Origin of the sequence: Corynebacterium haematomassiliense (assembly GCF_013978595.1) — a bacterium.
Taxonomy (GTDB): domain Bacteria; phylum Actinomycetota; class Actinomycetes; order Mycobacteriales; family Mycobacteriaceae; genus Corynebacterium; species Corynebacterium lehmanniae.
In genome coordinates this window covers 377,286-398,087 of sequence record NZ_JACDTZ010000002.1, presented here as the reverse complement: position 1 = coordinate 398,087, position 20,802 = coordinate 377,286, and the positions used below count along the sequence as shown (strand labels likewise).

19 protein-coding genes, 1 tRNA gene and 2 pseudogenes are annotated in these 20,802 nt (G+C 60.5%); 8 read left to right on the top strand and 14 right to left on the bottom strand.

What is annotated here, in order from left to right; all coding sequences use genetic code 11:
* Positions 1-40: 40 nt before the first annotated feature.
* The 3 genes from H0193_RS11265 to H0193_RS11255 are packed head-to-tail and all read right to left on the bottom strand — an operon-like array spanning position 41 to position 6,134.
* Positions 41-3,295 (bottom strand): type I restriction endonuclease subunit R, encoded by a 3,255-nt coding sequence (locus H0193_RS11265; RefSeq protein ID WP_181889981.1) that lies wholly within the window; start codon positions 3,293-3,295, stop codon positions 41-43.
* A 6-nt stretch (positions 3,296-3,301) separates the two neighbouring features.
* A complete protein-coding gene (locus H0193_RS11260; RefSeq protein WP_181889980.1) occupies positions 3,302-4,534 on the bottom strand; it encodes a restriction endonuclease subunit S in 1,233 nt (410 codons plus the stop codon).
* Positions 4,527-6,134: a type I restriction-modification system subunit M gene (locus H0193_RS11255; RefSeq protein WP_181889979.1), complete on the bottom strand. Its 1,608-nt coding sequence runs from the start codon at positions 6,132-6,134 to the stop codon at positions 4,527-4,529. The genes H0193_RS11260 and H0193_RS11255 overlap by 8 nt, the downstream gene beginning before the upstream one ends.
* Before the next feature lie 483 nt (positions 6,135-6,617).
* Between H0193_RS11255 and H0193_RS11250 the strand changes: the two genes are divergently transcribed.
* Entirely contained in the window at positions 6,618-6,815 is a 198-nt protein-coding gene (locus H0193_RS11250; RefSeq protein WP_181890075.1) for a hypothetical protein, read from the top strand.
* A gap of 22 nt (positions 6,816-6,837) precedes the next feature.
* Here the strand turns inward: H0193_RS11250 and H0193_RS11245 are convergent.
* Positions 6,838-7,547 (bottom strand): annotated as a pseudogene (locus tag H0193_RS11245) (IS6 family transposase).
* An 87-nt stretch (positions 7,548-7,634) separates the two neighbouring features.
* Positions 7,635-8,024, bottom strand: a complete 390-nt coding sequence (locus tag H0193_RS11240) for a heavy metal-responsive transcriptional regulator (protein ID WP_004601215.1) — start codon at positions 8,022-8,024, stop codon at positions 7,635-7,637.
* A gap of 108 nt (positions 8,025-8,132) precedes the next feature.
* Here H0193_RS11240 and merA point away from each other — a divergent pair, with 108 nt between their 5' ends.
* From merA to H0193_RS12405, 6 genes and pseudogenes are all read left to right on the top strand, one after another.
* Positions 8,133-9,557 (top strand): mercury(II) reductase, encoded by a 1,425-nt coding sequence (merA, locus tag H0193_RS11235; protein ID WP_181889978.1) that lies wholly within the window; start codon positions 8,133-8,135, stop codon positions 9,555-9,557.
* 34 nt (positions 9,558-9,591) lie between these two features.
* Entirely contained in the window at positions 9,592-10,245 is a 654-nt protein-coding gene (gene merB, locus H0193_RS11230; protein ID WP_101733959.1) for an organomercurial lyase MerB, read from the top strand.
* A gap of 126 nt (positions 10,246-10,371) precedes the next feature.
* Complete coding sequence (locus H0193_RS11225; protein WP_038613943.1) at positions 10,372-10,587, top strand: hypothetical protein; 216 nt, start codon at positions 10,372-10,374, stop codon at positions 10,585-10,587.
* 119 nt (positions 10,588-10,706) lie between these two features.
* The gene (locus H0193_RS12230; protein ID WP_081586452.1) at positions 10,707-11,189 is read left to right on the top strand and encodes a TlpA family protein disulfide reductase; all 483 of its coding nucleotides are present in this window, start codon (positions 10,707-10,709) and stop codon (positions 11,187-11,189) included.
* Positions 11,186-12,142 (top strand): cytochrome c biogenesis CcdA family protein, encoded by a 957-nt coding sequence (locus H0193_RS11215; RefSeq protein WP_181889977.1) that lies wholly within the window; start codon positions 11,186-11,188, stop codon positions 12,140-12,142. Before H0193_RS12230 ends, H0193_RS11215 begins: the two co-directional genes overlap by 4 nt.
* A 375-nt stretch (positions 12,143-12,517) precedes the next feature.
* Positions 12,518-12,668, top strand: a pseudogene (locus H0193_RS12405) (IS481 family transposase); the annotation flags it as partial.
* Positions 12,669-12,931: 263 nt separating this feature from the next.
* On the opposite strand, the gene H0193_RS11210 reads toward H0193_RS12405, so the two are convergent.
* The 4 genes from H0193_RS11210 to H0193_RS11195 all read right to left on the bottom strand — a co-directional run bounded on the left by H0193_RS11210 (position 12,932) and on the right by H0193_RS11195 (position 14,579).
* Positions 12,932-13,246, bottom strand: a complete 315-nt coding sequence (locus H0193_RS11210; protein WP_338026663.1) for an NIPSNAP family protein — start codon at positions 13,244-13,246, stop codon at positions 12,932-12,934.
* A 105-nt stretch (positions 13,247-13,351) separates the two neighbouring features.
* Positions 13,352-13,681: a DMT family transporter gene (locus tag H0193_RS11205; RefSeq protein WP_034666342.1), complete on the bottom strand. Its 330-nt coding sequence runs from the start codon at positions 13,679-13,681 to the stop codon at positions 13,352-13,354.
* Entirely contained in the window at positions 13,678-14,037 is a 360-nt protein-coding gene (locus H0193_RS11200; RefSeq protein ID WP_038610824.1) for a DMT family transporter, read from the bottom strand. Before H0193_RS11200 ends, H0193_RS11205 begins: the two co-directional genes overlap by 4 nt.
* Positions 14,034-14,579, bottom strand: coding sequence for a TetR/AcrR family transcriptional regulator (locus H0193_RS11195; RefSeq protein WP_034666346.1), 546 nt, complete (start codon positions 14,577-14,579; stop codon positions 14,034-14,036). Before H0193_RS11195 ends, H0193_RS11200 begins: the two co-directional genes overlap by 4 nt.
* A gap of 196 nt (positions 14,580-14,775) precedes the next feature.
* On the opposite strand from H0193_RS11195, the gene H0193_RS11190 reads away from it, so the two are divergent.
* Positions 14,776-15,204 carry a recombinase family protein gene (locus tag H0193_RS11190; RefSeq protein WP_256008564.1) on the top strand — a complete coding sequence of 143 codons (429 nt, stop codon included), beginning with the start codon at positions 14,776-14,778 and terminating at the stop codon, positions 15,202-15,204.
* Here the strand turns inward: H0193_RS11190 and H0193_RS11185 are convergent.
* From H0193_RS11185 to H0193_RS11165, 5 genes are all read right to left on the bottom strand, one after another.
* Complete coding sequence (locus H0193_RS11185) at positions 15,201-15,632, bottom strand: single-stranded DNA-binding protein (protein WP_034997554.1); 432 nt, start codon at positions 15,630-15,632, stop codon at positions 15,201-15,203. The genes H0193_RS11190 and H0193_RS11185 overlap by 4 nt on opposite strands.
* Positions 15,633-15,722: 90 nt before the next feature.
* Entirely contained in the window at positions 15,723-15,866 is a 144-nt protein-coding gene (locus H0193_RS11180; RefSeq protein WP_016456431.1) for a hypothetical protein, read from the bottom strand.
* A 161-nt stretch (positions 15,867-16,027) separates the two neighbouring features.
* On the bottom strand, positions 16,028-17,050 hold the full coding sequence (locus tag H0193_RS11175) for a DUF4192 domain-containing protein (protein WP_034997552.1): 1,023 nt from the start codon (positions 17,048-17,050) through the stop codon (positions 16,028-16,030).
* 465 nt (positions 17,051-17,515) lie between these two features.
* Positions 17,516-17,589: transfer RNA gene (locus H0193_RS11170), tRNA-Met, on the bottom strand.
* 149 nt (positions 17,590-17,738) lie between these two features.
* Entirely contained in the window at positions 17,739-20,708 is a 2,970-nt protein-coding gene (locus tag H0193_RS11165) for a UPF0182 family protein (protein WP_181889976.1), read from the bottom strand.
* Positions 20,709-20,802: the final 94 nt, after the last annotated feature.

Genomic DNA, 20,802 nt, shown 5'->3' with positions numbered 1-20,802 from the left:
AAGGGACGCAACCAACACTCAGTGTCCGCCCACCCACGAACTACAGCATCGAAAAGCGCTCCACGAACGCGGACAACCTCGCTCCAACCCTTGCTCTCACCTGGTCGTGGTTCGCATTCTTGCCGAACCTGGACGTAGTAGGTAGCAGCTTCGTCAACCCCGTCCCAGACGTCGACACCACACCAGATTCAAGAGCATCCTCAACGAACGAATACGTCGCTTCAGGTTTGAGCTTCTCGGACTCAATAAGACGCTTCAATTCCTCATCACGGCGCACCGCCATGAACTGCACCCAGCGCTGATCTGTGGACAGCTCACCACTAATCGCGTCCCTCCCATCACCAACAGCATCCATGAACTCATGAATCAGATCCGCCTTATCGCGCAAGCTCGGAGAAGCTTCCACAGAACGTGTAATGGTCGCGCGAGTCTCCTGCGCTCCCTCGTAGTCACCCTGTCCCTGCTTGGTCCGGTAATCGTCAATCAGCATGACGATGTAATCGACCGTGATCTCCACCTGCTTGACAAGCTCAATTTCGAAAACGAGCTGATCGTCTACTTGATCGTCTTCTGTTTCCTTCTGGGGACGTTCCGCATCTCGTTCAGACTTGAACTGATCGTGCAAATCCAGATACATCGACGTGTAATCTTGCTGCTCTCGCTCGTTCATCAGTTCCTTACCCGCGAACTCATCGAACGAGGTCAAGATGTTCAAAAGCTTCAGGATCTCGCCGTATAGCTTGACGAACCCTTTCTGCCCGCTTTCTGATGCGATCACTTCCCCTACCGGGTAGAAGTGCTTCAAATCCTCAACCTTGCGCGTGTAATCGCGGTAGAAGTCGCTAAAGGGAGCCATGACAGCTACCTCGGTCGCGTTGTCGGCATCCCCGAACAATTTCAGCGCTTCGTTGGTTTCCTTATCCAAGTCTCGGAAACAGACGATATTGCCGTACGTCTTCACAGAGTTGAGGATTCTGTTCGTCCGCGAGAACGCCTGAATGAGTCCATGCATCCGCAGGTTTTTATCCACGAACAAGGTGTTAAGCGTGGTCGCGTCAAACCCGGTCAAGAGCATGTTGACCACAATGACAAGATCGATCTCACGGTTTTTAATCCGTTGTGAGAGATCCTTGTAGTAGTTTTCGAACGATTCCGAATCTCGCGCGTCGTAGTTGGTTGAGAAGTACTCGTTGTAGTCGTTAACCGCGCCTTCGAGGAAATCGAGGTTATCCGCCGATAGTGTGGAGGTATCGAAGTCTTCATCCTCGATCATGTCCGCGCTACCAGAAGAACTGGTTTGCGCTGAGAAAATTGTTGCCACCTTCAGGCGCTGGTGGGCTGGCAAGTCTGCTTGTTGGCGCGCGAATTCCTCATAGTAGGTACGCGCTGCTGGAATCGAGTCGGTAGCAAACAGGGCGTTAAACCCGCGCAGCTTCCTCGTGGATTTGATCGCTTCTTTCGCACCCCGTTTACGAACAGACTGCTCGACGTTGCTGACTACCTTGTGATCGTAGAGCTGCCCTAAATCTCGTTTCGTCTTCTGATCAAAATGCTCCAGGATGTAGCGAGTGGCGGCTTCTACTCGTCCGGGCGCGAGAAGCTGTGCAGCCGTTAGCTCAAAAGGTGATTCTGGATCAGGAGCTACCGGGGATAGCTCGTGGTATTCCACCTTAAACTTGAGCACGTTATGGTCTCGGATTGCGTCCACAATCGTATATGTGTGCAGCTTGTCGCCAAAAGCGTGTGCGGTCGTTTGCAGGTTGGGGTTAGACCCCACCTTGTTTTGCTTGAAAATGGGCGTGCCCGTAAATCCAAAGAAGTTGTACTTTTTAAACTTGCGCTTCAGGTTCTTGTGCATGCTCCCGAACTGGGAACGGTGACACTCATCGAAGATGAACACCACATGCTGGTTGTAGATCTCGCGGTTGTCCTTCTGGGCGATAAAGTGACTCATCTTTTGGATGGTCGTGATCACGATCTTGGAGTCTGCGCGTTGGAGCTGGATGTGGTTGGTGGATTTCCCCTCACGTTCTAGCTGGGCGATTTCTTCTAAAAGCTCCGCCCGCGTGGAGAGCTGCTGGGACAAAATCTTGGTGGAGGTGTTCGAGTTGGCTGCGCCCTTTTCGAACTTGTCGTATTCCCGGATGGTTTGGTAGTCGAGGTCTTTACGATCCACGACGAAGATGACCTTATCCACGCTCTCCATCTGGGTAGCCAGTTGAGCTGTCTTGAAGCTGGTCAGCGTCTTTCCTGAGCCGGTGGTGTGCCAGATGTACCCGCCCGCGTCGAGTGAGCCAAGTTTCTTGTTCAGGACAGATTGCTCGATCCTGTTCAGAATGCGCTCGGCTGCTGCGATCTGGTACGGGCGCATGACCAGCAGCATCTCATCGACGGTGAACACGCAGTACTTAGTAAGTACGGATAGCAGCGTGTGCTTGGACAAGAAGGTTTTGGCGAACGGGATGAGATCTGTGATCGGCTTGTTGGTCGCATCCGCCCACCAGGACGTGAACTCGAACGAGTGGGAGGTCAGCCGCTTGGATTTTTTCGCCGTAGCTTTCCTGCTCGTCTCTTTCAGGTGGAGGTCTCTCGTGGTGCAGGAGTAGTACTTGGTTTGTGTCCCGTTGGAGATGATGAACAACTGGACATACTGGAACAGTCCCTCATCCGCCCAAAAGCTCTCCCTCTGATAACGGTCAATCTGGTTGAAGGCTTCCTTAATGGCGACTCCGCGCCGTTTCAGTTCGATATGAACCAGCGGTAGACCGTTCACCAGAATGGAAACGTCGTACCTGTTCGACTTGTTGCCCTTATCGCTTCCCTTGGTTGTGTACTGGTTGATCACCTGAAGCGAGTTGCGGTGAATGTTGTCCTTGTCGATGAGGACGATGTTTTTGGTCGTGCCATCGTCTCGAGTGAGATTTTTGATGTGATCGGTCTGAATCGTGCGGGTCTTGTCCACGATTCCAGAAGCGGGGTTAGCGATCTCTGTCTTGTAAAAGGTTTCCCACTCAGCATCCGAGAACTGGTAGGCATTGAGCTTTTCTAACTGGGCGCGCGCGTTTTCGCGCATGGCGCTGGCGCTGCGAATGTCGGCGTACTCGTAAGCTTGGCGTTCTAGCTGGGCGATCAGCGCGTTCTCTAGTGCCGATTCCGACTGGTATCCGGTCGCGCTTGTTGCATCTGCTTGATACTTCGCAATGACCGTGGACGTGTCCGTGACTGCTACAGGCTCGGTGTAGTCATGCTGCGGGCGGGAGGAAAATGAGCGCGAGGGATTAGAAAGCTGTGCCATTTTGAGTTACTCCTTCACCGGGAGGTCAAGCAGCAAATCGCGGTAGTGTGCGTACTGCTTCTGGCGTAGCTCCCGCTCTCGCTTGAGGTTGTCGATGTATTCGATGAAGGTGTCTAGCTTGGACGCGATCTCTTCCTGAACTTCGAGAGGTGGCAGGGGGATTTGGAAAGCCATCAGGCGCTTGGTGTCCAATGATGCAGCTGATCCTCCCGTGTTACGCGCTCTCAGAAGAATGCTTTCTCGGAACTCTTCAAGCGCGTTAAAGAGGTATCGCCCATTCAGTTCATCACTCGGAAACACAGCCTTTAGGTCTTGATTCATGGCGACTTCTTGGGGAAAGTACGCGACTGGCAGCTTCTTCTCCAAGATGCTCGATCTCGCTACCAAGGCGGTGGACCCAGCCGGAACCAATTTGGTTGAAGAACCTTCTACCGCTTCATTGGTGATGTAGTCGATAGTGCGCGTCACTGTGTGGTCGTGCATATCTTTCGGAGAAACCCACGCAATCGTGCCGTTTTGCCAGAAGGACTCGTTCTTCTTCGATGGGGTTCCTCCGCCAAACCACGTTCCAGCATTTTTTAGAGCTATTCGAGGGAAGTGCTTTAACTTCTCGAATAAAGCATGACTCGTCGCAATCTTTTGTCGCTCCCGCCCGATGATCTCCTGTTCCAGCTCCCGGTCGAGGTCTACAAACAGGTCGAGAATCCTAACGATCTCTTGCTGGATCTCTAGTGGAGGAAGAGGAATCTCAATCGCCATGAATCGCGCCTTCGTGATATTGAAACGCGTTACTCCATTGGCAGTCTTCACTATCTGCTTGCGGACTTCCTCAGAACGAAACAGATGCGAAGCGAATTCAGGCAATACGGTTTCTGGATCAGAAAACCTTAACGCAAAACAGAAGCTATTGAGGTAAATGACTTCTTTGGGCGGCTCTGTGACCACCGAAGACATTCCTACTTCTTCGTGAACTTCGGATGACCCTGTAATCAGAACATCTCCGTACTGAAGCTCATTCTGATTTTCGCCTTCAGCAACCTTGACGAATTCCGGGTCTTTAAGGTCCAATTTCGGGTTATTGAAAATGTTGCTATACGACGCGAAACGGGCGTTGCCATCTTCGAAATCCTTCTTGGTTTTCCCTCTCAGACCAGCGACCGTTTTGGCGACTCTTTTCAGAGCCACACGCTCCACCCCATCAGGGCACAAATCATGAACCAACTCATCGAACTTATTCATCATCAACTCCCGTTTCGAGATCAGTCACGGCTTGCTCGATAGCTTCCCGCAAGGCTTCTTGGCGAGCCGCCATCTGGCGCAACTCCTCGTTCAAGCTTGATGTATCGATGATCTCTCGTACGTCTTCTCGCTCGATGTAGGCGTTCACCGACAGGTTTGCGTCGTTGCTGAGAACGTCCTCGTTCGTCACCAGAGCGGTCTCGTACTGGATCTCATCGCGGTCCTCGTAGAGCTTGACGATTGTGTTCTGATGCTCAGAGAAGAGCTTGTTCTTGGTCCCCACACGCTTGAAGTATTTCGACGCGTCGATGAAGTGGATCAGGTTATCCGTCTTGGACTTCTTGATCACCAAAATGCAGGTCGTAATCGTCGGTCCGAAGAACAAGTCAGACGGTAGCTGGATGACCGTCTGAATCAGGTTGTTCTTAATCATGTACTCGCGGATCGTCTTTTCGGTACCACCGCGATACAGCGAACCAGGGAAGGAAACGATGGCAGCGGTGCCATCTACATCGAGGTAGGACAGCATGTGCATGTTAAACGCCCAGTCGGCGTAACGCTGGGGAGCCAGCACACCTGCTGGTGAATAACGATCATCGTTAACCAACACTGGGTCTTCCTTGCCCTTCCACTTCCGGGAATACGGAGGGTTAGACACAATGGCGTGGAATGGCTCTACATCGTCATGCTGCGGGTTGGTGAGAGTATTCGCACGTTTAATGTCGAACTTTTCGAACCCAATGTTGTGCAGGATCATGTTCATCCGCGCCAGGTTGTACGTGGTCAAGTTGATCTCTTGCCCGTAGAACCCACCCACGTTTTCTTCCCCGAGAACCTTGGCGAACTTCAGCAAGAGAGAGCCTGAGCCACACGCCGGGTCGTAGACGCTGTGAACCTTGGTCTTGCCAGATGCTGCGATTCGGGCGAGGACTTCAGAGACTTCCTGCGGGGTGAAGTACTCACCACCGGATTTACCCGCTTGAGAAGCATACATCTGCATGAGGAATTCGTACGCGTCACCGAAAACGTCGATAGCGTTATCCCCGAAATCACCAAACGGCAGCTCGTGTATCTCGTGAATAAGCTCGTAGAGCTTCTCGTTGCGTTCCGGGACAGTCTCACCAAGCCTGTTCGAATTGACCTGGAAGTCATCGAATAGCCCTTTAAAATCGCCCTCCGACTCCGTACCTACGGCGGAAGACTCAATCCCCTTAAAGACCTGTTCTAGCGTCTCGTTGAGGTTGGGAACCTTCTTCTGTGACACCTTTTGCTTGGCATCTTGGTAAACGTTTTCAAACAAGCGCGAAGGAGGGATGAAGAACCCCTTTTCTTCCACCACACCGTCGCGTCCAACTTCTGCGTCCTCATCTGAGAGGTTGGCGTAGTCGAGTCCTTCTTCTTCCGCGTTAAGGAAAGCGGTCAGATTCTCCGAAATGAAACGGTAGAACAGCATGTTGAGGACATAGCTTTTGAAGTCCCAGCCATCGACGGAACCGCGCAAGTCTTCGGCAATCCTCCAGATGGTTTTCTGGAGGTCTGCGCGTTGCTTGCTTCCGTCAACTGGAGCGTTTTCCGCGACTTCCTTGGCTACGTCTGCCATTGCTACGTCCTTTCACCTTGATGCGCTTTCTACTGGGCCGATTATCTCATGAGCATGCGACATGTCCGGGGTGGTCACTGCACGGAAGTTTGCATGTAAAGACGATTCCCCAGGTCACCCTTTTACAACCCATACTAAGTCGAACACAAGTTCTTGATTTAGGTCGGGAATCTGACTACTGTACCGCTTGGTCTATTTGAAAGGGATATTATTTGACCGACCATCGAGACTTGAACGCAACGGCGCGAAACGAGCGAGGGGAACTGGACATAGTGCGCCTATCGTGGAATCAATCCTGGCGCTCCCGAGCCAGTACCCATCATCAAACTTTCTTCCCGAAATCCGAGGGCAGCTAGAGGGACACGACTGGACAGTCCTCCCCGCAGAGGCATCCGTGGGCGACACCCAGGCCGCACATGGACGATCTCCCTCTCTCCTGGAGTGGACTTGTCCACCTGGATTGCAAACGAGAAGGCGTACTGAGTGGACTTCCTCACCTACATGGTGAATGAGCATCTCGATGGTGAAGAGGAAAATTACCGCGTGAACGTCGTGCCTGACGATCCAGTACGAATCGCCAGGCAGTCCGACTGGGGCCAGGGCCAACTCGCCAAAGTATCCACCCGGTGCTGTTGCAAACTTCAGGCGGAGAGCCGTGACGACCCAGTCTTCATCCTCTGATGCTCGCTGCGGGTCGGCGTTCTCAGGCAGCCTCGAACACCCGGCTGACGATCACCGCATCCGGGTTCGGTTGCTCGTAGGCAAACATCGCGCCCTGGCCTTTCCGTAATGAGTGCATCGCTTCCATCCCTTTCAACGTCCGGTACGCCGACGTCCGGTTTTTGAACGCCCCCTTCGGTCCGAGGATCCGTTTCAGCCGCCCATGTTCTCCTTCAATGACGTTATTGAGGTATTTCACCTGCCGGTGTTCCACGGTCTGCGGGCAGATTCCCTCTGACTTCAACTCGGCGATTGCCCCGGCCAGGGAGGGTGCTTTATCGGTGTTGATCACCCGCGGGAACCCGGTTATCGTGTTCGACCTCAGGGTCTTGGCCAGGAAACGCTTCGCTGCGGCGACATTACGCTTTGGGGACAGGTAAAAATCCAGGGTATGCCCACCCGCGGTGATGGCCCGATAGAGGTAGCACCACTTTCCCCCGACCCGGATATAGGTCTCGTCCACCCGCCAGGACCGGGCCTGCCAATCCGGGACTTGTCGGTACCACCGGGTCTGCTTGGCCAGCTCAGGAGCATATTTCTGGACCCAGCGGTAGATGGTGCTGTGATCGACCGGTACGCCGCGTTCGGTCATCATTTCTTCCAGATCGCGGTAGCTGAGCCCGTAGCGGCAGTACCACCGGACCGCCCACAGGATGATTTCACGGGGAAATGACGACCGGAGAAGATGCCCATGGCTGTGATTATTTCACGCAGGTCTTCCTGTCGCCCGAACTTTGCAACAGCACCCTTTTGGCGGTCCAGGAGGTGTGCCCAATTGGATTACAAGTACCTACACACTTGATCGGTGCTGCACGTTTCAGGGTCCGGGTGTGCGGCGTCCTGTCTGAGGTCCGCGATAGTGTCGCGCAGCACGGAGAGCTGCGCGATCTGCTGCTCGATCTCAGCGAGGCGCACGTCAAGCAGGTCGCGCACGTGCTCGCAGGGCGCCTGGCCGCCGTCGCGGATGTCGAGGATCTGGCGGATCTGGGCGAGGGTCAGCCCGGCGGCCTGGCCCCGGTGGATGAACCCGACCCGACCCACGGCATCCTCGGCGTAGTCCCGATAGCCGGAGGCCAATCGCTCGGCCGGAGGGAGCAGCCCCGACTCCTCGTAGAACCGCAGGGTCTTGGTCGTGGTTCCGGTTGCTTCCGCAAGCTGTCCGATCCTCATGTTCGCCGATTCCCCTTCCAATGGCCACCACACTTGACCTTCCATTGTACTGGAAGGTTCACAATGGTTCCATAGGAACTTTTGAACCACAGGGAAGAGACATCTGGAATGACAAACGAAAAGTTCGATCTGGCGATTATTGGTTCCGGCGGCGGAGCGTTTGCGGCCGCGATCCGGGCCACCGGGCTGGGCAAGCGCGTCGTGATGGTGGAGCGCGGCACCGTGGGCGGGACATGCGTGAACACGGGCTGCGTCCCGTCGAAGGCGCTCCTGGCTGCCGCGGAGGCCCGCCACGTGGCGTTGGATTCGGCCCGCTTCCCTGGGGTGGCGGCCTCGGCGGGCCCGGTGGACATGCCGGCCCTGATTCAGGGCAAGGCCGCGCTGGTTGAAAGCATGCGCACGGAGAAGTACGTCGATCTGGCCGCGGACTACGGGTGGACGATGATCTCGGGGGACGCGTCGTTCACCGGAACCCAGGACGCACCGCTGCTCCGGGTGATCTCCCCGGATGGTGCAGTGAGAACGATCGAGGCCGGGCACTACCTCGTGGCCACTGGCTCCGCACCCTACGTGCCCCCCGTTCCCGGACTGGCCAAGGCCGGGTACCTGACCTCGACGACGGTGATGGAACTGGACGAGGTGCCCGAATCAATGCTGATCCTGGGCGGAGGCTATGTTGCCCTGGAGATGGCACAGCTTTTCTCCCGGCTGGGCTCCCGGGTGACCATGCTGGTCCGTTCCCGGTTGGCCTCGCAGGAGGAACCGGAGGCATCCAAGGCGTTGGCGGGGGTGTTCGCCGACGAGGGGATCCGGGTGGTCCGGCGGGCCATGGCCGACTCCGTGGCCTCCGGCCCGGACGGGGTCTCGGTGACGGCAAACGTGGCCGGGGACGAGGAGGTGTTCCGCGCTTCCCACATCCTCGTGGCACTGGGCCGCCGCCCAGTGACCGAGGGACTGGACCTTGACGCCGTCGGGGTGAAGACCGGCGCATCCGGCGAGATCGTGGTCGATTCCCGCCTGGCCACGTCCAACCCGCGGGTTTGGGCCGCCGGGGACGCGACCGGCCATCGGGAGTTCGTTTACGTCGCAGCGGCCCACGGCGCCCTGGCCGTGGACAATGCGTTCACCGATGCCCTGGCCGAGGTCGACTACCGGCACCTGCCCCGGGTCACCTTCACCAGTCCCGCCATCGGGGCGGTCGGGATGACGGAAAAGGAAGCTGTCGCCGCCGGGATCAGCTGCGAGTGCGGGGTCCTCCCCCTGGAGTACGTGCCGCGAGCCGTGGTCAACCGCGACACCCGCGGCTTCATCAAGGTTGTCGCGGACCGCGACACCGGACGGATCCTGGGCCTCTCCGCGGTGGCCAAGGACGCCGGGGAAATCGCCGCCGCCGGCGTCTACATCCTCGAAGCGGGCATGACCACCGCGCAGGTCGCCGCCGCCTGGAGCCCCTACCTGACGATGGCCGAGGGCATCAGGATCGCCGCCAAGGCCTTCACCACCGACGTCTCCAAGCTCTCCTGCTGCGCCTGAGCTGCAGCCCCCACTACCGAAGCAAAGGAATGCCATGACCGCCACCGACCAGGCCCTCACCTATCTGTTGTCCCCCGCGCGCTCCGGAATAGACCCGGACTTGTTCGTGCCGCTGCTGCGGCTCCTGGCCGAGGGCGAGCCCGTCACGGTCGCCGAACTGGCCACCGCCAGTGGCCGGAGCGAAGACACGGTCCGGCAGGGACTGGCCGCCGTCCCGGACACCGAGTACGACGACGAGGGCCGCATCATCGGCCTGGCCCTGACGATGCGGCCCACCCCGCATCGCTTCACCCTGGCCGGGGAACAGCTCTACACCTGGTGCGCCCTGGACACCCTCTTCTTCCCGGCCCTGATCGGGAAGGCCGCAACCATTGAGTCGACCTCCCCGGGTAGCGGGACCCTCATCCGGGTGATGACGGGCGCGGACGGCACGGTGACCTCCGTGCAGCCGGCCACCGCCGTCGTGTCCATCATCAGCCACCCGGGCACGGGGCCGGTGCGGTCATCGTTCTGCAACCAGGTCCACTACTTCGCCTCCCGCGAGGACGCCCAGCCGTGGTTGGATTCCCATCCCGACGGCGAAGTCCTGGACATCGAGGCGGCACACCGGGCCGGTGCCGCCATGGCCGCCGCCCTCCTCGCCGCGGCCGCCACGCGGGCCCCCGCGGCGCAGGACTCCTGCTGCTGAGCTTTAAAAGGACATGACATGACCCAGCACCCAGAACAGCCAGACACCGGCCATCAACCCGTCCGGCAGACCGGTCGCCCCGGGCGATACCACACACTGGCCGCAGGAATCGGCATAGCAGCGGCCATGATCCTGTGCTGCGCAGGACCCATCCTCATCGCCGCCGGAGCCCTCGGCGCGATCGCCGGATTCTTCTCAAATCCCCTCGTGTTACTCGCGGCCGCCACGGTGCTCCTGGCCGGGATCATCGCCGTCACCAGGCAGCGAAAACGCCACAGGACCGACGACTGCTGCCCTCCCGCATCCCCCGAGCACCACCGCACCGACCACGGCACCGCCTGAGTCCCCATCCCCATTCCTGGAAGGAACCACCAGACACCATGACATACCCGAGATCCCGCCGTTCTCTGTCCGTTCCCCGGCCCAGGCACCTCGCCTCCGCCCTGTTTCTGACAGCGGTCATGGCACTGACAACCGCCTGCGCCAGCTCACCGAGCGGCCCGTCGGCCGCGCCAGGCGGTTCGTCGCCCGACGCGGCCGGTGCCGTTGCTGTTACGGTCTCCGACATTGACGGCACTACCCGGACCATCCCGGACGGTAAGCCCGCAGCACTGTTCTTCTTCTCTGCCGGATGCGGTGAGTGTGTGGAAGGGGCCGATTCCCTGAACAAGGCCTCCACGGCCCTGGGAAGCTCGGCCGACTACCTCCTGGTGGACGTGGACCCCCGAGAACCGAAGGAGACCATCAACGGATTCCGCGATTACATCAAGGCCCCTGAGCTCCCTGCCGTCATCGACACCGGGGCCACACTGACCACCCGGTACAAGGTCACCTCCATAAGCACCCTGGTGGTGGTCGACGCGAAGGGCGACGTTACCTTCCGGGCCACCGACCCGTCTGCGGAAAAGATCCAAGAAGAACTCACCAAGGCCGGCGCCCAATGACAGCCCTGCTTGCCCTGGCCTTCGCCGCTGGAATGATTGCCCCGGTCAATCCCTGCGGTTTCGCCCTCCTGCCCGCCTGGATAGCCCAGACCATCGGGGACGCCCGGACGCGCCCGCTCGCGCTGCGTCTGACCCACGGGCTCCGGGCCGGGCTCGCGCTCAGCCTCGGCTTCGCCGGGACCCTGGCAGCCTTCGGGCTGATCGTCAGCGCGGGCGCCAGGACCCTGATCAGCGCAGCGCCCTGGCTGGGAATGGCCACCGGGGTGATCCTTCTCCTGCTGGGCCTGGCCATGCTCACCGGACTCACACCACGGCTCCGTCTGCCGGCCTGGGCCACGAAACCCCGCACACAAGAAGCCGCAGGGGCAGGTCACAAAACCGGGCGCATGGTGGCCTTCGGGGTCGGATACGCCGCAGCATCCCTCGGCTGCACCCTCGGGGTGCTCCTGGCCGTGATCGCCCAAGCCCAGGCCGTCGCCAGCTACGCCGGGCTGCTCGCGGTCTTCGCCGCCTACGCCGCAGGCTCGGCCACTGTCCTGATGCTCGTTTCGGCAGGCACGGCCATCGCCGGGGCCGCCCTCGGGCGAAGAATCACCGGCCTGGCCAAGCACAGCAACCGCATCGCCGCCTTCATCCTCACCATAACCGGCGCCTACCTCAGCTGGTATTGGTATCCCGCCGCCACCGGCGGAACCGCACAGGCCAACAGCCTCGCCGTATGGTCAGCCGCCGCCAGCGCCTGGATCAGCGACAACAGCACCCTGATCGCAGCCCTCGCCGCAGCCGTGGTGCTCGCATCGGCATTGGCCGCCCTCAACCGGCGCAGGAGACTGCGCATCAGACAGGGAACGCCGCCCACAGGCGAGGGCCCCGGGCAAAGCGGGGAACCCGACTGCTGCACACCAACTCCGGACAACAACTCGACCGAGGACCGGCCAGGCACGATCCCGTAGCTGGCCGAGGACTCCCAAAAAGCAAGGGGGAGAGGGAACCTTGCCCATCTACTGGCAAACGAGGCGCCCGCCTATCAGGACAGGTTGGTACAGCGGCATCAGGCCGGAAGTCAATTCGTGCAGAGGGCTTCGGGCAATCCGTCAGGAGCCCTCTGTACCGCCCCCGCAATGACGGGAACGTCAGTGTGGTGGACTTCGGAAAGCCACAGTGACACCCACTAGTTGTACTCGACCGTGACGTTGGTGGCACTTTCGGTCTTGTGAAATAGCTAGGCCTCCTGGCTTAGTGGAGCTGTCTAGTTCTTCACTGCCAGGAGGCCTCTACGCCCAACGGTAACGCCCGCTTGACCACGCATGCGAGAGCGTTGCTGGTGGCCAGGCAAGCTCATCCATATCGATGTGAAGAAACTCAGCCGCATCCCCGACAGCGGCGGTTGGCGAGTCCACGACCGATCCGCGACCGGAAGACCCGATCGGGTTCGACCACGTCCATGCCGCTGTCGATGACCACACCCGACTCGCTTATATGGCCCACTAGCGGTCGCGGAGCGTCCTGAAAACCTAAAGTTTTATGAGACACCCGGCAGGAACTGGAATGTGAGACCGTTTCATGGGGCAATTGGCCTCCTCCCCGTCTCACTAAAGCGTCTCGCCCTAAGTTGTCGCAGGGTGGTGCTCGGTAGGGGTTTGTGAGGCATAATCGAGACATGAGGCTTTTGGGGTACACCCATCTGTACGCGCTGACCTGCGGCGTTGTGGGTTGTGCCGAGCGTGCTGCCGGAGTCCCTTTCAGTGTCCCTGGGGTAGGAGCGGCCGCATGAAGGTGCGCTCGTACCGCAGGACGCACCCGGACTCGTCTCGAATCCGGTCAGCGGCGATGAAGTCCGGGTGGGTGCCGAACAAGGTGCGGTACTGCTCGTAGGCAGCCAGGCTGGGGAAGCTGAACAGGGATTCCGCACGGTCACTCACACTTTCCGCGGGTAGGTAGTACCCGTGGTGGGTGCCGCCGTGTTCGTCGACATGCCGCATCCAAGCGCGGGCGAACTGTTCAAAGGCCGCGATCTGGTCGGGGTCGATGGTGTAGTGGACGACACAGGTGATCACATCCACAACGCTAGGCCCACAGGCGCTCATTGGGGAGCCTTTGTCTGTGCGCCTCGTGGTGCACCTGGGGCACACCAATCTGCCTGGTTTACCTGCGGAAATGCGTCAGTTCGCCAAGTTGGCGCCGATTTCAACGGTGAGAACTCCGACGGCGATGAAGAGGATGCCGAGGGCCATGGTTCGGGTGAGGGGTTCGTGGAAGATGACCCGGGCGAGGATCGCGGTGAGAGCTACGCCGGATGCTGCCCAGATGCCGTAGGCGACGCCAAGGGCCATGCCGTCGGCCAAGGCGAGACTTAAGGCGACGAACGCCACGAGATACCCCGCGATGACGCCGATGAACCATTTCTTCACCCGGCCACCGTCGGAGGCTCGTAGCGACATGGTCGCGACGACTTCGGACAAGATGGCGCCTGCGAGGAAGATCCATCTCATGAGTTGACTCCTGCTTCCTGGGCTGCGGTTTGCTGAGCTTTCTGGGAGCCGAGTTCGACGGTGAGGACACCGCTGATGATCAGAACCATTCCAAGACCCATCACAGCAGTCAGAGGTTCACCGAAAATCGCGGCGGATAGCACAGCGGCGAGCACGACCCCGCTGGCTCCCCAGATGCCATAGGCGACGCCGATCTGCATTCCTTCGCGCAGGCAGAAGGTGAGGAAGACGAAAGCGCCGATGTATCCGGCAGCAACCACGATGTACCAGGATGGGTGATTGAGCGCCGCCTTGAGAGACAGCGTCGCCGCCACTTCGGTAGTGATGGCACCAGCGAGCAGGAACCACTGCTTCATGGGGTTGTTCCTTCGATCAGGGAGCGAATGCTGGAGACGACGGCTTCGAGATCCGCGCCGTGGAGGGTGGACACACCTGTGGCCTGGGCGCCCCAGAGTCCGTCGGCGGCGAGTCGGGCGGTGGTCAGCCTGGCTCGGGTGGCGGCGTCGAGATCGTCCGGGAGTTCGAGCCAGCGGCCCATCCGCGTAGTCCACGGTTCGGTGAGTTCGGGCCGGTACGTCGCTTGGCCCCAGATGATGAACTCGGCGCGCTTGGCGGCCCCGTGGGCGGCGACGTGAACGTAGCTCAGGAGCCGCTCGGTGGCGTTGGCGTTCTCGAGGGGCTTGCCAAGGGTGGCAGTCATGTCGTTCTCGACGTTGGCCGCAGCGTGGTCGACGATCGCGGCGAGCAGTACGTCGCGGTTGCGGAAGTGATATAGCAATCCCGGTTTGGTGAGCCCGGCCTCGTGGGCCACTGCGTCAAGGGTAATGTCGCCACCCTCCGCTGCGTTCATGACGCGGAGGGCAGCTTCCAGGATCTCGGAGCGCTGACTGGTTCGCATATAGCTAACTTTACCATTTGGTAGGTGAAGCCTTCAACTGCGGGCGCTGGTAGGGGCACCTGGGGTACACCCCAAGCGAACAATTTGTGAATGAAAAAACTTCCTGTTCGCTAGGGTTAGTTCCAAGACTAACGGAACAGAACCGTCACTGCCTCTGGAGATCACTGAACAGTTGGGGGCGATCTCAGGACAAAAGGTGGGCTATGCCCGGGTGAGTTCGAAAGATCAGAACCTTGATCGTCAGATTGAACAACTCAAGGCAGAGAAGGTCTTCACCTATTACACGGATAAGGCCAGTGGTGGATCGCGTGAGCGCCCTGGACTTGATGAAGCAATGCGATATGTCCGTGCAGGAGATCAGCTTGTCGTCACGTCGATGGATCGGTGCGCGCGTTCACTGACGGATCTGTACGCCATTGTTGACGAGCTAGTCAGCAAAGGAGTGTCGGTGAAGTTCCTCAAGGAGGGACAGACCTACTCAAAAGACTCCACCCCGATCGCCAAGCTGATGCTAGGGCTGTTGGGTTTTGTTCAGTTGGGTAAGGCCGTGAAAGAGCTGGATCAACACCGTGAAATAGTTGAAAAAAATAACCCCGCAGGTTTCCCTGCGGGGTGTCGTTGTTAGAACGGTGCTTCGTCGTTGTCGGCGTCAGCGCCAGCCAGGGCGGCGTTCGCCGCCTCGCCTCCGCGACGGGCTGCGCGCGCAGCGGACTCTTTCTTGGAGTCGATCAGCTGCACGGTGTCGATACGGGCGACCAGCGGGTAGTGCTTCACACCGTCCTTGTCGGTGTAGACGTCGGTCTTCAGCGAGTAGCTCACTGCGACACGGTCGCCGGACCCGATGCAGCCGAACACGCCGGGGTTCTTCGCGTCCTGGACGTAGCCGGTCAGCTCCACGATCTCGCTTTCCACCTTGCCGGTGGCCTTGTTCTTGAAGGTGTTGCGCGCATAGACGCTGAGCTTCACCGTCGCACCGCCGTTTGCGTGCTCGAACAGCTTCGGTGCGCGAGCTGCGTTGCCGACGATGGTGCCGTTGTTGAAGGGGTTGGACATGATGGTTCTCCTTATGTGGGTGGGTGTGAATTGCCGTGCAATGTGGGTGTTGAAGCAGCTGCTTTGCTGCTGCGGGGGGTTGCGCTGTCGTTACAGCACTGCCCAGGGCAGCGGCGTGCCTGCCGCCTCTAGGTCGCGCAGTTCTTGTGCTGCACCCGGATCGGCGTCCTCGCCGTCGATGCCGTCGGCGAGCTGGTAGAGCAGTTCCAGGTCGGTGTGGGTGATGTCGCGCATCACGTGCCTCCTTGTTCGGATTGGTGGTCAATCCGTCTGTTGGAGACAGCTCTGCTGTCTAGGGGTCGCTCCCCTGCCTCGTTGAAGTGTCTGCTGTCGCAAGCCACGGCCGACGAGAAAAAAAGAAACCCCGTTGCATCGCTGCAACGGGGTGTGTGGTGCTACTCGGTGAACAAGATCGTGCGGGTCTTCTCGGCGCCCTCGCGGACGAGTTCGACCATCCGCTCGCCTTGGCCGATGTCGGTCAGCTTCGCCACCAACGACGGGAAGTTCTCGTCTGGCCCGATCTCGGTGGCTCGGTGCGCGGCCACGCCAGCTAGTCCCGGCTGGCCTGTGGCGTGCGCAAGCACGGCAACCGTGGTGGTGAGCTGCGCGCGCATCCCTGGCCAGCTGGTCGGGACAGCACGCATAACCTGCTCCGCGAACCGTAGGCCCGCCTGCGGGTCATCGAGCAGCGCCGCGAGCAGCGCGTCTCGCAAGCGCGGCGTGGTGAAGCATTTCAGCGCCGATCGAACAGCGCGCGTGCTCGGCTGGGTTATTCCTGCCGCCGCCTGCTCGTATTCACGCTGCAGCACGTCGGAGAACATGGGCGGGATATACGCCAGCGCGTCTTCGATGATGTCGGCGTGCTCGGCAGCGTCGATGCCGTGATCGGTGCTGTTCAGGCGTGCCTCGATGTCGTCTTTGCTCGGCTCCGGCAGCTCGCCGGTGTGCTCTAGCATCTGCCGCAGCGCCGCCGATGCGGCGACCTCGCCGACAACGCCGTGGCGCGGCTCGTCGATGAGCGGATGCTGGTACACAGACCACCACGCAGCCCCGGTGACGATCTCGGGCACTTGCACCACCCCGAGCAGCGGCGGTAGGTGCACTGCCCCACTAGTGAGATACGTGGCCGTCTCGTCAAAGACCGGCTGCGCAATGTCATCGCTGATCATGTACGCGATAACAGCGTCGAGTTCGAGGTGGTGGACCCACGCTGCGAACCGCTCGCGACTCTCGGTGAGCTTCTCCACGGCCTCGTCCAGATCGAACCGCGCGACCGGGCCGAGGCGGACGGTGTCGACGCCCTCGTCGTCGACGAAGAACGCGAGGATCAGCGAGTTGTTCGGGTAGAAGCCGAGGATGCCGGGGAGGTTCGCGAGGATCTCGCCGTGAGATGCAAGCGTGTGGGAATGAGTGGACATGGCAGTGCTCCTTTGCACGAATACGGGGTGAACGTGGTCAATCCCGTATTCAGTCCGGCTCTGCCGGTCGCAGGCGTATCCCCGCAGTGCAGTGCCTTTGTGCGCTCGGCGTCGCTAGCGCAGCCTAATGCTCGCTCGCTGGGTGCGAGCGCTAGCGACGCAGCATTGTTAGATCCCCGCGTCGCCGCTGGTTAAGCGTTACCTTTGGCGCGGTTGTGAGACTTGCACAGCAGTTCGCAGTTGCTTTCCTCGAACTGCCGACTCCCGTGGCGTTCCTTCGTTGCTGCCGTCCTAGCAATCACTAAGCAATGCACCGAAAACCTGCGCCGCGTCGTTGGAGCGTCGCAGTTCCGTTTGGTGCAGGATTTTGACCCTAGTGCACCAGCTAGTGCACCAAATGGCGATCCGATCACAAAATGAAGAAGGCCCCTACCAGCGTTTCCACTGGTAGGGGCCTTATCTTAGTAGCGGGGGCTGGATTCGAACCAACGACCTCTGGGTTATGAGCCCAGCGAGCTACCGAGCTGCTCCACCCCGCGTCGGGCGTTTATGTGATTATCGCCTGTCGCCTTAACCGGCAACGTGGAGTTACTATACATACACCAACTAATAGCACCAAACCTCCTGCTCAAAGGAGGTTTGGCGCTTTCGTTTTTATGCTCGAGTGGCGCGCTGGCGCGGATCGTGCTTACTGGGCCCGCTGGTACTCGGCCACGGCACGGTCCAGCTGGTCCAGGGCGCGGCCGTACTCCTCGAAGGAGCCGTCGCGTGCGCTCTCGAGGTTGCGCAGGGCGTCGTTGATGTTGTTCATCGCCTCGTCCTTGTTCACCTGCGGAGCGTCCTGGCTGCCCTCCGGCTTGGCCTCGCCTTCCGGCTTCGCCTCCTGGTTCTCACCTTCCGGCTTGGCGTCGCCGCCGGCGTTCTCGTCCACAACGTCGATGTCCTGGGCGGCGTCAGAGTGGATGCCAACCTGGTCAAGCGCCTGGGAGATCGTCGGCGCGTAGCCCACCTGGCCGCGGTAGAACACCAGCACGCGCAAAAGCTTCGGGAAGGCGGATGCCTGATCCTTGCGCTGCGAGTAGATCGGCTCGATGTAGAGGATCTCGCCGCCGCCAACCGGCAGGGTCAGCAGGTTGCCGTTCTTCAGGTCGTTGGTGCCCTCCCACAGGGTGCGGTCGCGCGCCACCTGGTCGGAGGACATCAGGGCGTCCTGCGCCTGCTTCGGGCCCTGGGTCTGCTTGTTCGTCGGCAGCACGCGTACCGTGATCTGGCCGTAGTTCTCCGGGTCCGAGGCCACCGCCATGTGCGCGGAGAGGAACTCGCGGTTCAGGCCGCGGAACGGGGTGATCAGCTGGAAGGAGGCCTTGTCGGTCTCCGGGTCGGCCGCCACCACGTAGTACGGCGGCTGGTTCAGCTGGCCGCGGCCCTCCGGTGCGGTCGGGTCGTTCGGCACGGACCAGAAGGCGTCGTTGTTGAAGAACACGCCCGGATCATCCACGTGGTAACGCGCCAACAGGTCACGCTGGACCTTGAACAGGTCCTCCGGGTAGCGCAGGTGCTCGCGCAGGGAATCCGAGATGTCGGACGCCGGGCGCACCGTGTCCGGGAACACGCCCTGCCATGCCTTGAGCACCGGGTCGGATTCGTCGAAGGCGTACAGCTCCACGGAGCCGTCGTAGGCGTCCACGGTGGCCTTGACGGAGTTGCGGATGTAGCCGACGTTGTCGGTGATCAGGCGCTGGGTGGTGCCGTCCGGGTTCAGCGCGTCCTGGGTGGTGTCCTGCAGGGAGGTGCGCGTGGAGTACGGCATCTGCGACAGCGTGGTGTAGCCGTCCACGATCCACTTCACGCGGCCGTCCACCACAGCCGGGTAGGTCTTCGAGTCCGTGGTCAGCCACGGGGCGACCTTCTCCACGCGGGTGCGCGGGTCGCGGTCGTAGAGCACCTTGGAGTCGCCGCCGACGCGGTCGGACAGCAGGAAGTTCAGCTCCTGGTACTTCACCGTGTAGGCGAGGCGGTTGAACATGTTGCCGATGTCCACGCCGCCCTTGCCGTCGTAGGGGTAGGTGGAGTTGTCCGTGTCGTACTCCACCGGGCCCTGGCCGGTCTCGCCCACAATGGCGTAGTCCAGGCCGTCCTTGGCGGAGGCGATCACCGGGCCGTAGTAGATGCGCGGCTCGTCGACCTTGATGCCCAGCTCTTCTGCGTCCTCGGAGGCCTTGGCTGCGGCGTTGGACTGCAGGTCGGACACCGTGAAGATGGGCAGGCCGCCGCGGGTGGAGCCGGCGTCCTGCGCCGCCTCGTCCACGGTGTTGGCCTGGGCTGCGATGAAGCCGTTGCCGTGGGTGTACACGGTGTGGCGGTTAATCCAGTCGCGCTGGTTCTCACTCAGCGAGTTCGGGTCCATCTCGCGGGCGGCGACCACGTAGTCGCGCAGCTCGCCGTCCACGTCGTAGCGGTCCATGGCCAGCTGGTCCGGGAATCCGTAGAAGTTACGCAGCTGCTGGTTCTGGGTGAACGTCGGGGAGATGATCTCTGGGTCCAGAAGTCGCAGGTTGGAAATCGTGGCCGCGTCGGAGGCGACGTCCGAGTTGGAGGTGTTGCCTGCGCCCCAGTCCTCCAGGTAGGTCACGTTGTCGTCGGTAAGCCCGTACGCCTCGCGGGTGGCCTCGATGTTGCGGCCGATGTACTCGTACTCCTTGGCCTGGCGGTTCGGCTTGACGGAGAACTGCTCCATCAGCGCCGGCCACACGTTGCCCACCACCAAAGAGGACAACAGCATCAGCACAGTGGCCAGCACCGGCACGCGGAAGTCGCGGTAGACAATGGAGGCGAAGAACGCCGCCGCGACCAGCACGGCGATGACGGTGAGGATGATCTTCGCCGGCAGCATCGCGTTGACGGTGGTGTAGGAGGCACCGGTGAAGATGTCGTTTTCGCCGTAGAGCAGGTAGTAGCGCTCCAGCCAGTAGCTCACGGCCTTCAGCAGCATCCACAGGCCAGCGGTGACGGCGAGCTGGATGCGCGCGTCCTTGCTAATAAAGCCGGAGATGCCGGAGACCTTGTTGCCGATGCGGATGCCGCCCAGCAGGTAGTGGCCCACCGCGGCGACCAAAAACGCCACCAGCAGCAGCATGGAAAGCGTGTCCACCACCGCGGAGATGCCGGGCAGCGTAAACGCGTAGAAGCCCAAGTCCTTGCCAAACTGCGCGTCGGTGGAGCCGAACTCGCCGCCGTTGAACCAGAGCATGAACACGCGCCACATGCGCTGGCCAGCCAGGCCGGACAGGATGGCGACGACAACCGGCCCCCACACCAGCATGCCGCGAACGGCCCGCTGCACCTGCTGGCGGTACTGGGCGGCCTGGTCGAACGGCGCGGCCTGCTCCTGGGGCCTGCCGCGCCACGCCAGGCGCGCGGCGATCCAGGTGATCGCACCGCCGATCAGGGCGAAGATGACAAACAGCACCACGCGGACCAGGATCACGCGGTTGAACACGCCTCTAAAGTCCACCTCCCCGAACCACAGGAAGTCGGTGTACAGCCCGACTGCCATAGGCAAGAGGAAAAGAATGATGGCCAAGACACCGATGGTGGTCATCAACCCCGTATTCGGTTTCTTGGCGCGTGGTTGTGGCCGATTGAGGCGGGTAGCCAAGCCTGCTCCTTAGGAATTAGTGTGTGCAACGCAGTTAAGCTTCAAGCTTAAATAATCCAACGTCAAACTTGCCCGGAGGGTTCCCGTGCGCGAA

What these genes read in the sequence shown, in the direction of transcription:
- H0193_RS11265 (WP_181889981.1), bottom strand. Translation starts at nt 3,295, where the DNA reads ATGGCACAGCTTTCTAATCCCTCGCGCTCATTTTCCTCCCGCCCGCAG.
- H0193_RS11260 (WP_181889980.1), bottom strand. Translation starts at nt 4,534, where the DNA reads ATGAATAAGTTCGATGAGTTGGTTCATGATTTGTGCCCTGATGGGGTG.
- H0193_RS11255 (WP_181889979.1), bottom strand. Translation starts at nt 6,134, where the DNA reads ATGGCAGACGTAGCCAAGGAAGTCGCGGAAAACGCTCCAGTTGACGGA.
- H0193_RS11240 (WP_004601215.1), bottom strand. Translation starts at nt 8,024, where the DNA reads ATGAGGATCGGACAGCTTGCGGAAGCAACCGGAACCACGACCAAGACC.
- merA (WP_181889978.1), top strand. Translation starts at nt 8,133, where the DNA reads ATGACAAACGAAAAGTTCGATCTGGCGATTATTGGTTCCGGCGGCGGA.
- merB (WP_101733959.1), top strand. Translation starts at nt 9,592, where the DNA reads ATGACCGCCACCGACCAGGCCCTCACCTATCTGTTGTCCCCCGCGCGC.
- H0193_RS11225 (WP_038613943.1), top strand. Translation starts at nt 10,372, where the DNA reads ATGATCCTGTGCTGCGCAGGACCCATCCTCATCGCCGCCGGAGCCCTC.
- H0193_RS12230 (WP_081586452.1), top strand. Translation starts at nt 10,707, where the DNA reads ATGGCACTGACAACCGCCTGCGCCAGCTCACCGAGCGGCCCGTCGGCC.
- H0193_RS11215 (WP_181889977.1), top strand. Translation starts at nt 11,186, where the DNA reads ATGACAGCCCTGCTTGCCCTGGCCTTCGCCGCTGGAATGATTGCCCCG.
- H0193_RS11205 (WP_034666342.1), bottom strand. Translation starts at nt 13,681, where the DNA reads ATGAGATGGATCTTCCTCGCAGGCGCCATCTTGTCCGAAGTCGTCGCG.
- H0193_RS11200 (WP_038610824.1), bottom strand. Translation starts at nt 14,037, where the DNA reads ATGAAGCAGTGGTTCCTGCTCGCTGGTGCCATCACTACCGAAGTGGCG.
- H0193_RS11195 (WP_034666346.1), bottom strand. Translation starts at nt 14,579, where the DNA reads ATGCGAACCAGTCAGCGCTCCGAGATCCTGGAAGCTGCCCTCCGCGTC.
- H0193_RS11185 (WP_034997554.1), bottom strand. Translation starts at nt 15,632, where the DNA reads ATGTCCAACCCCTTCAACAACGGCACCATCGTCGGCAACGCAGCTCGC.
- H0193_RS11180 (WP_016456431.1), bottom strand. Translation starts at nt 15,866, where the DNA reads ATGCGCGACATCACCCACACCGACCTGGAACTGCTCTACCAGCTCGCC.
- H0193_RS11175 (WP_034997552.1), bottom strand. Translation starts at nt 17,050, where the DNA reads ATGTCCACTCATTCCCACACGCTTGCATCTCACGGCGAGATCCTCGCG.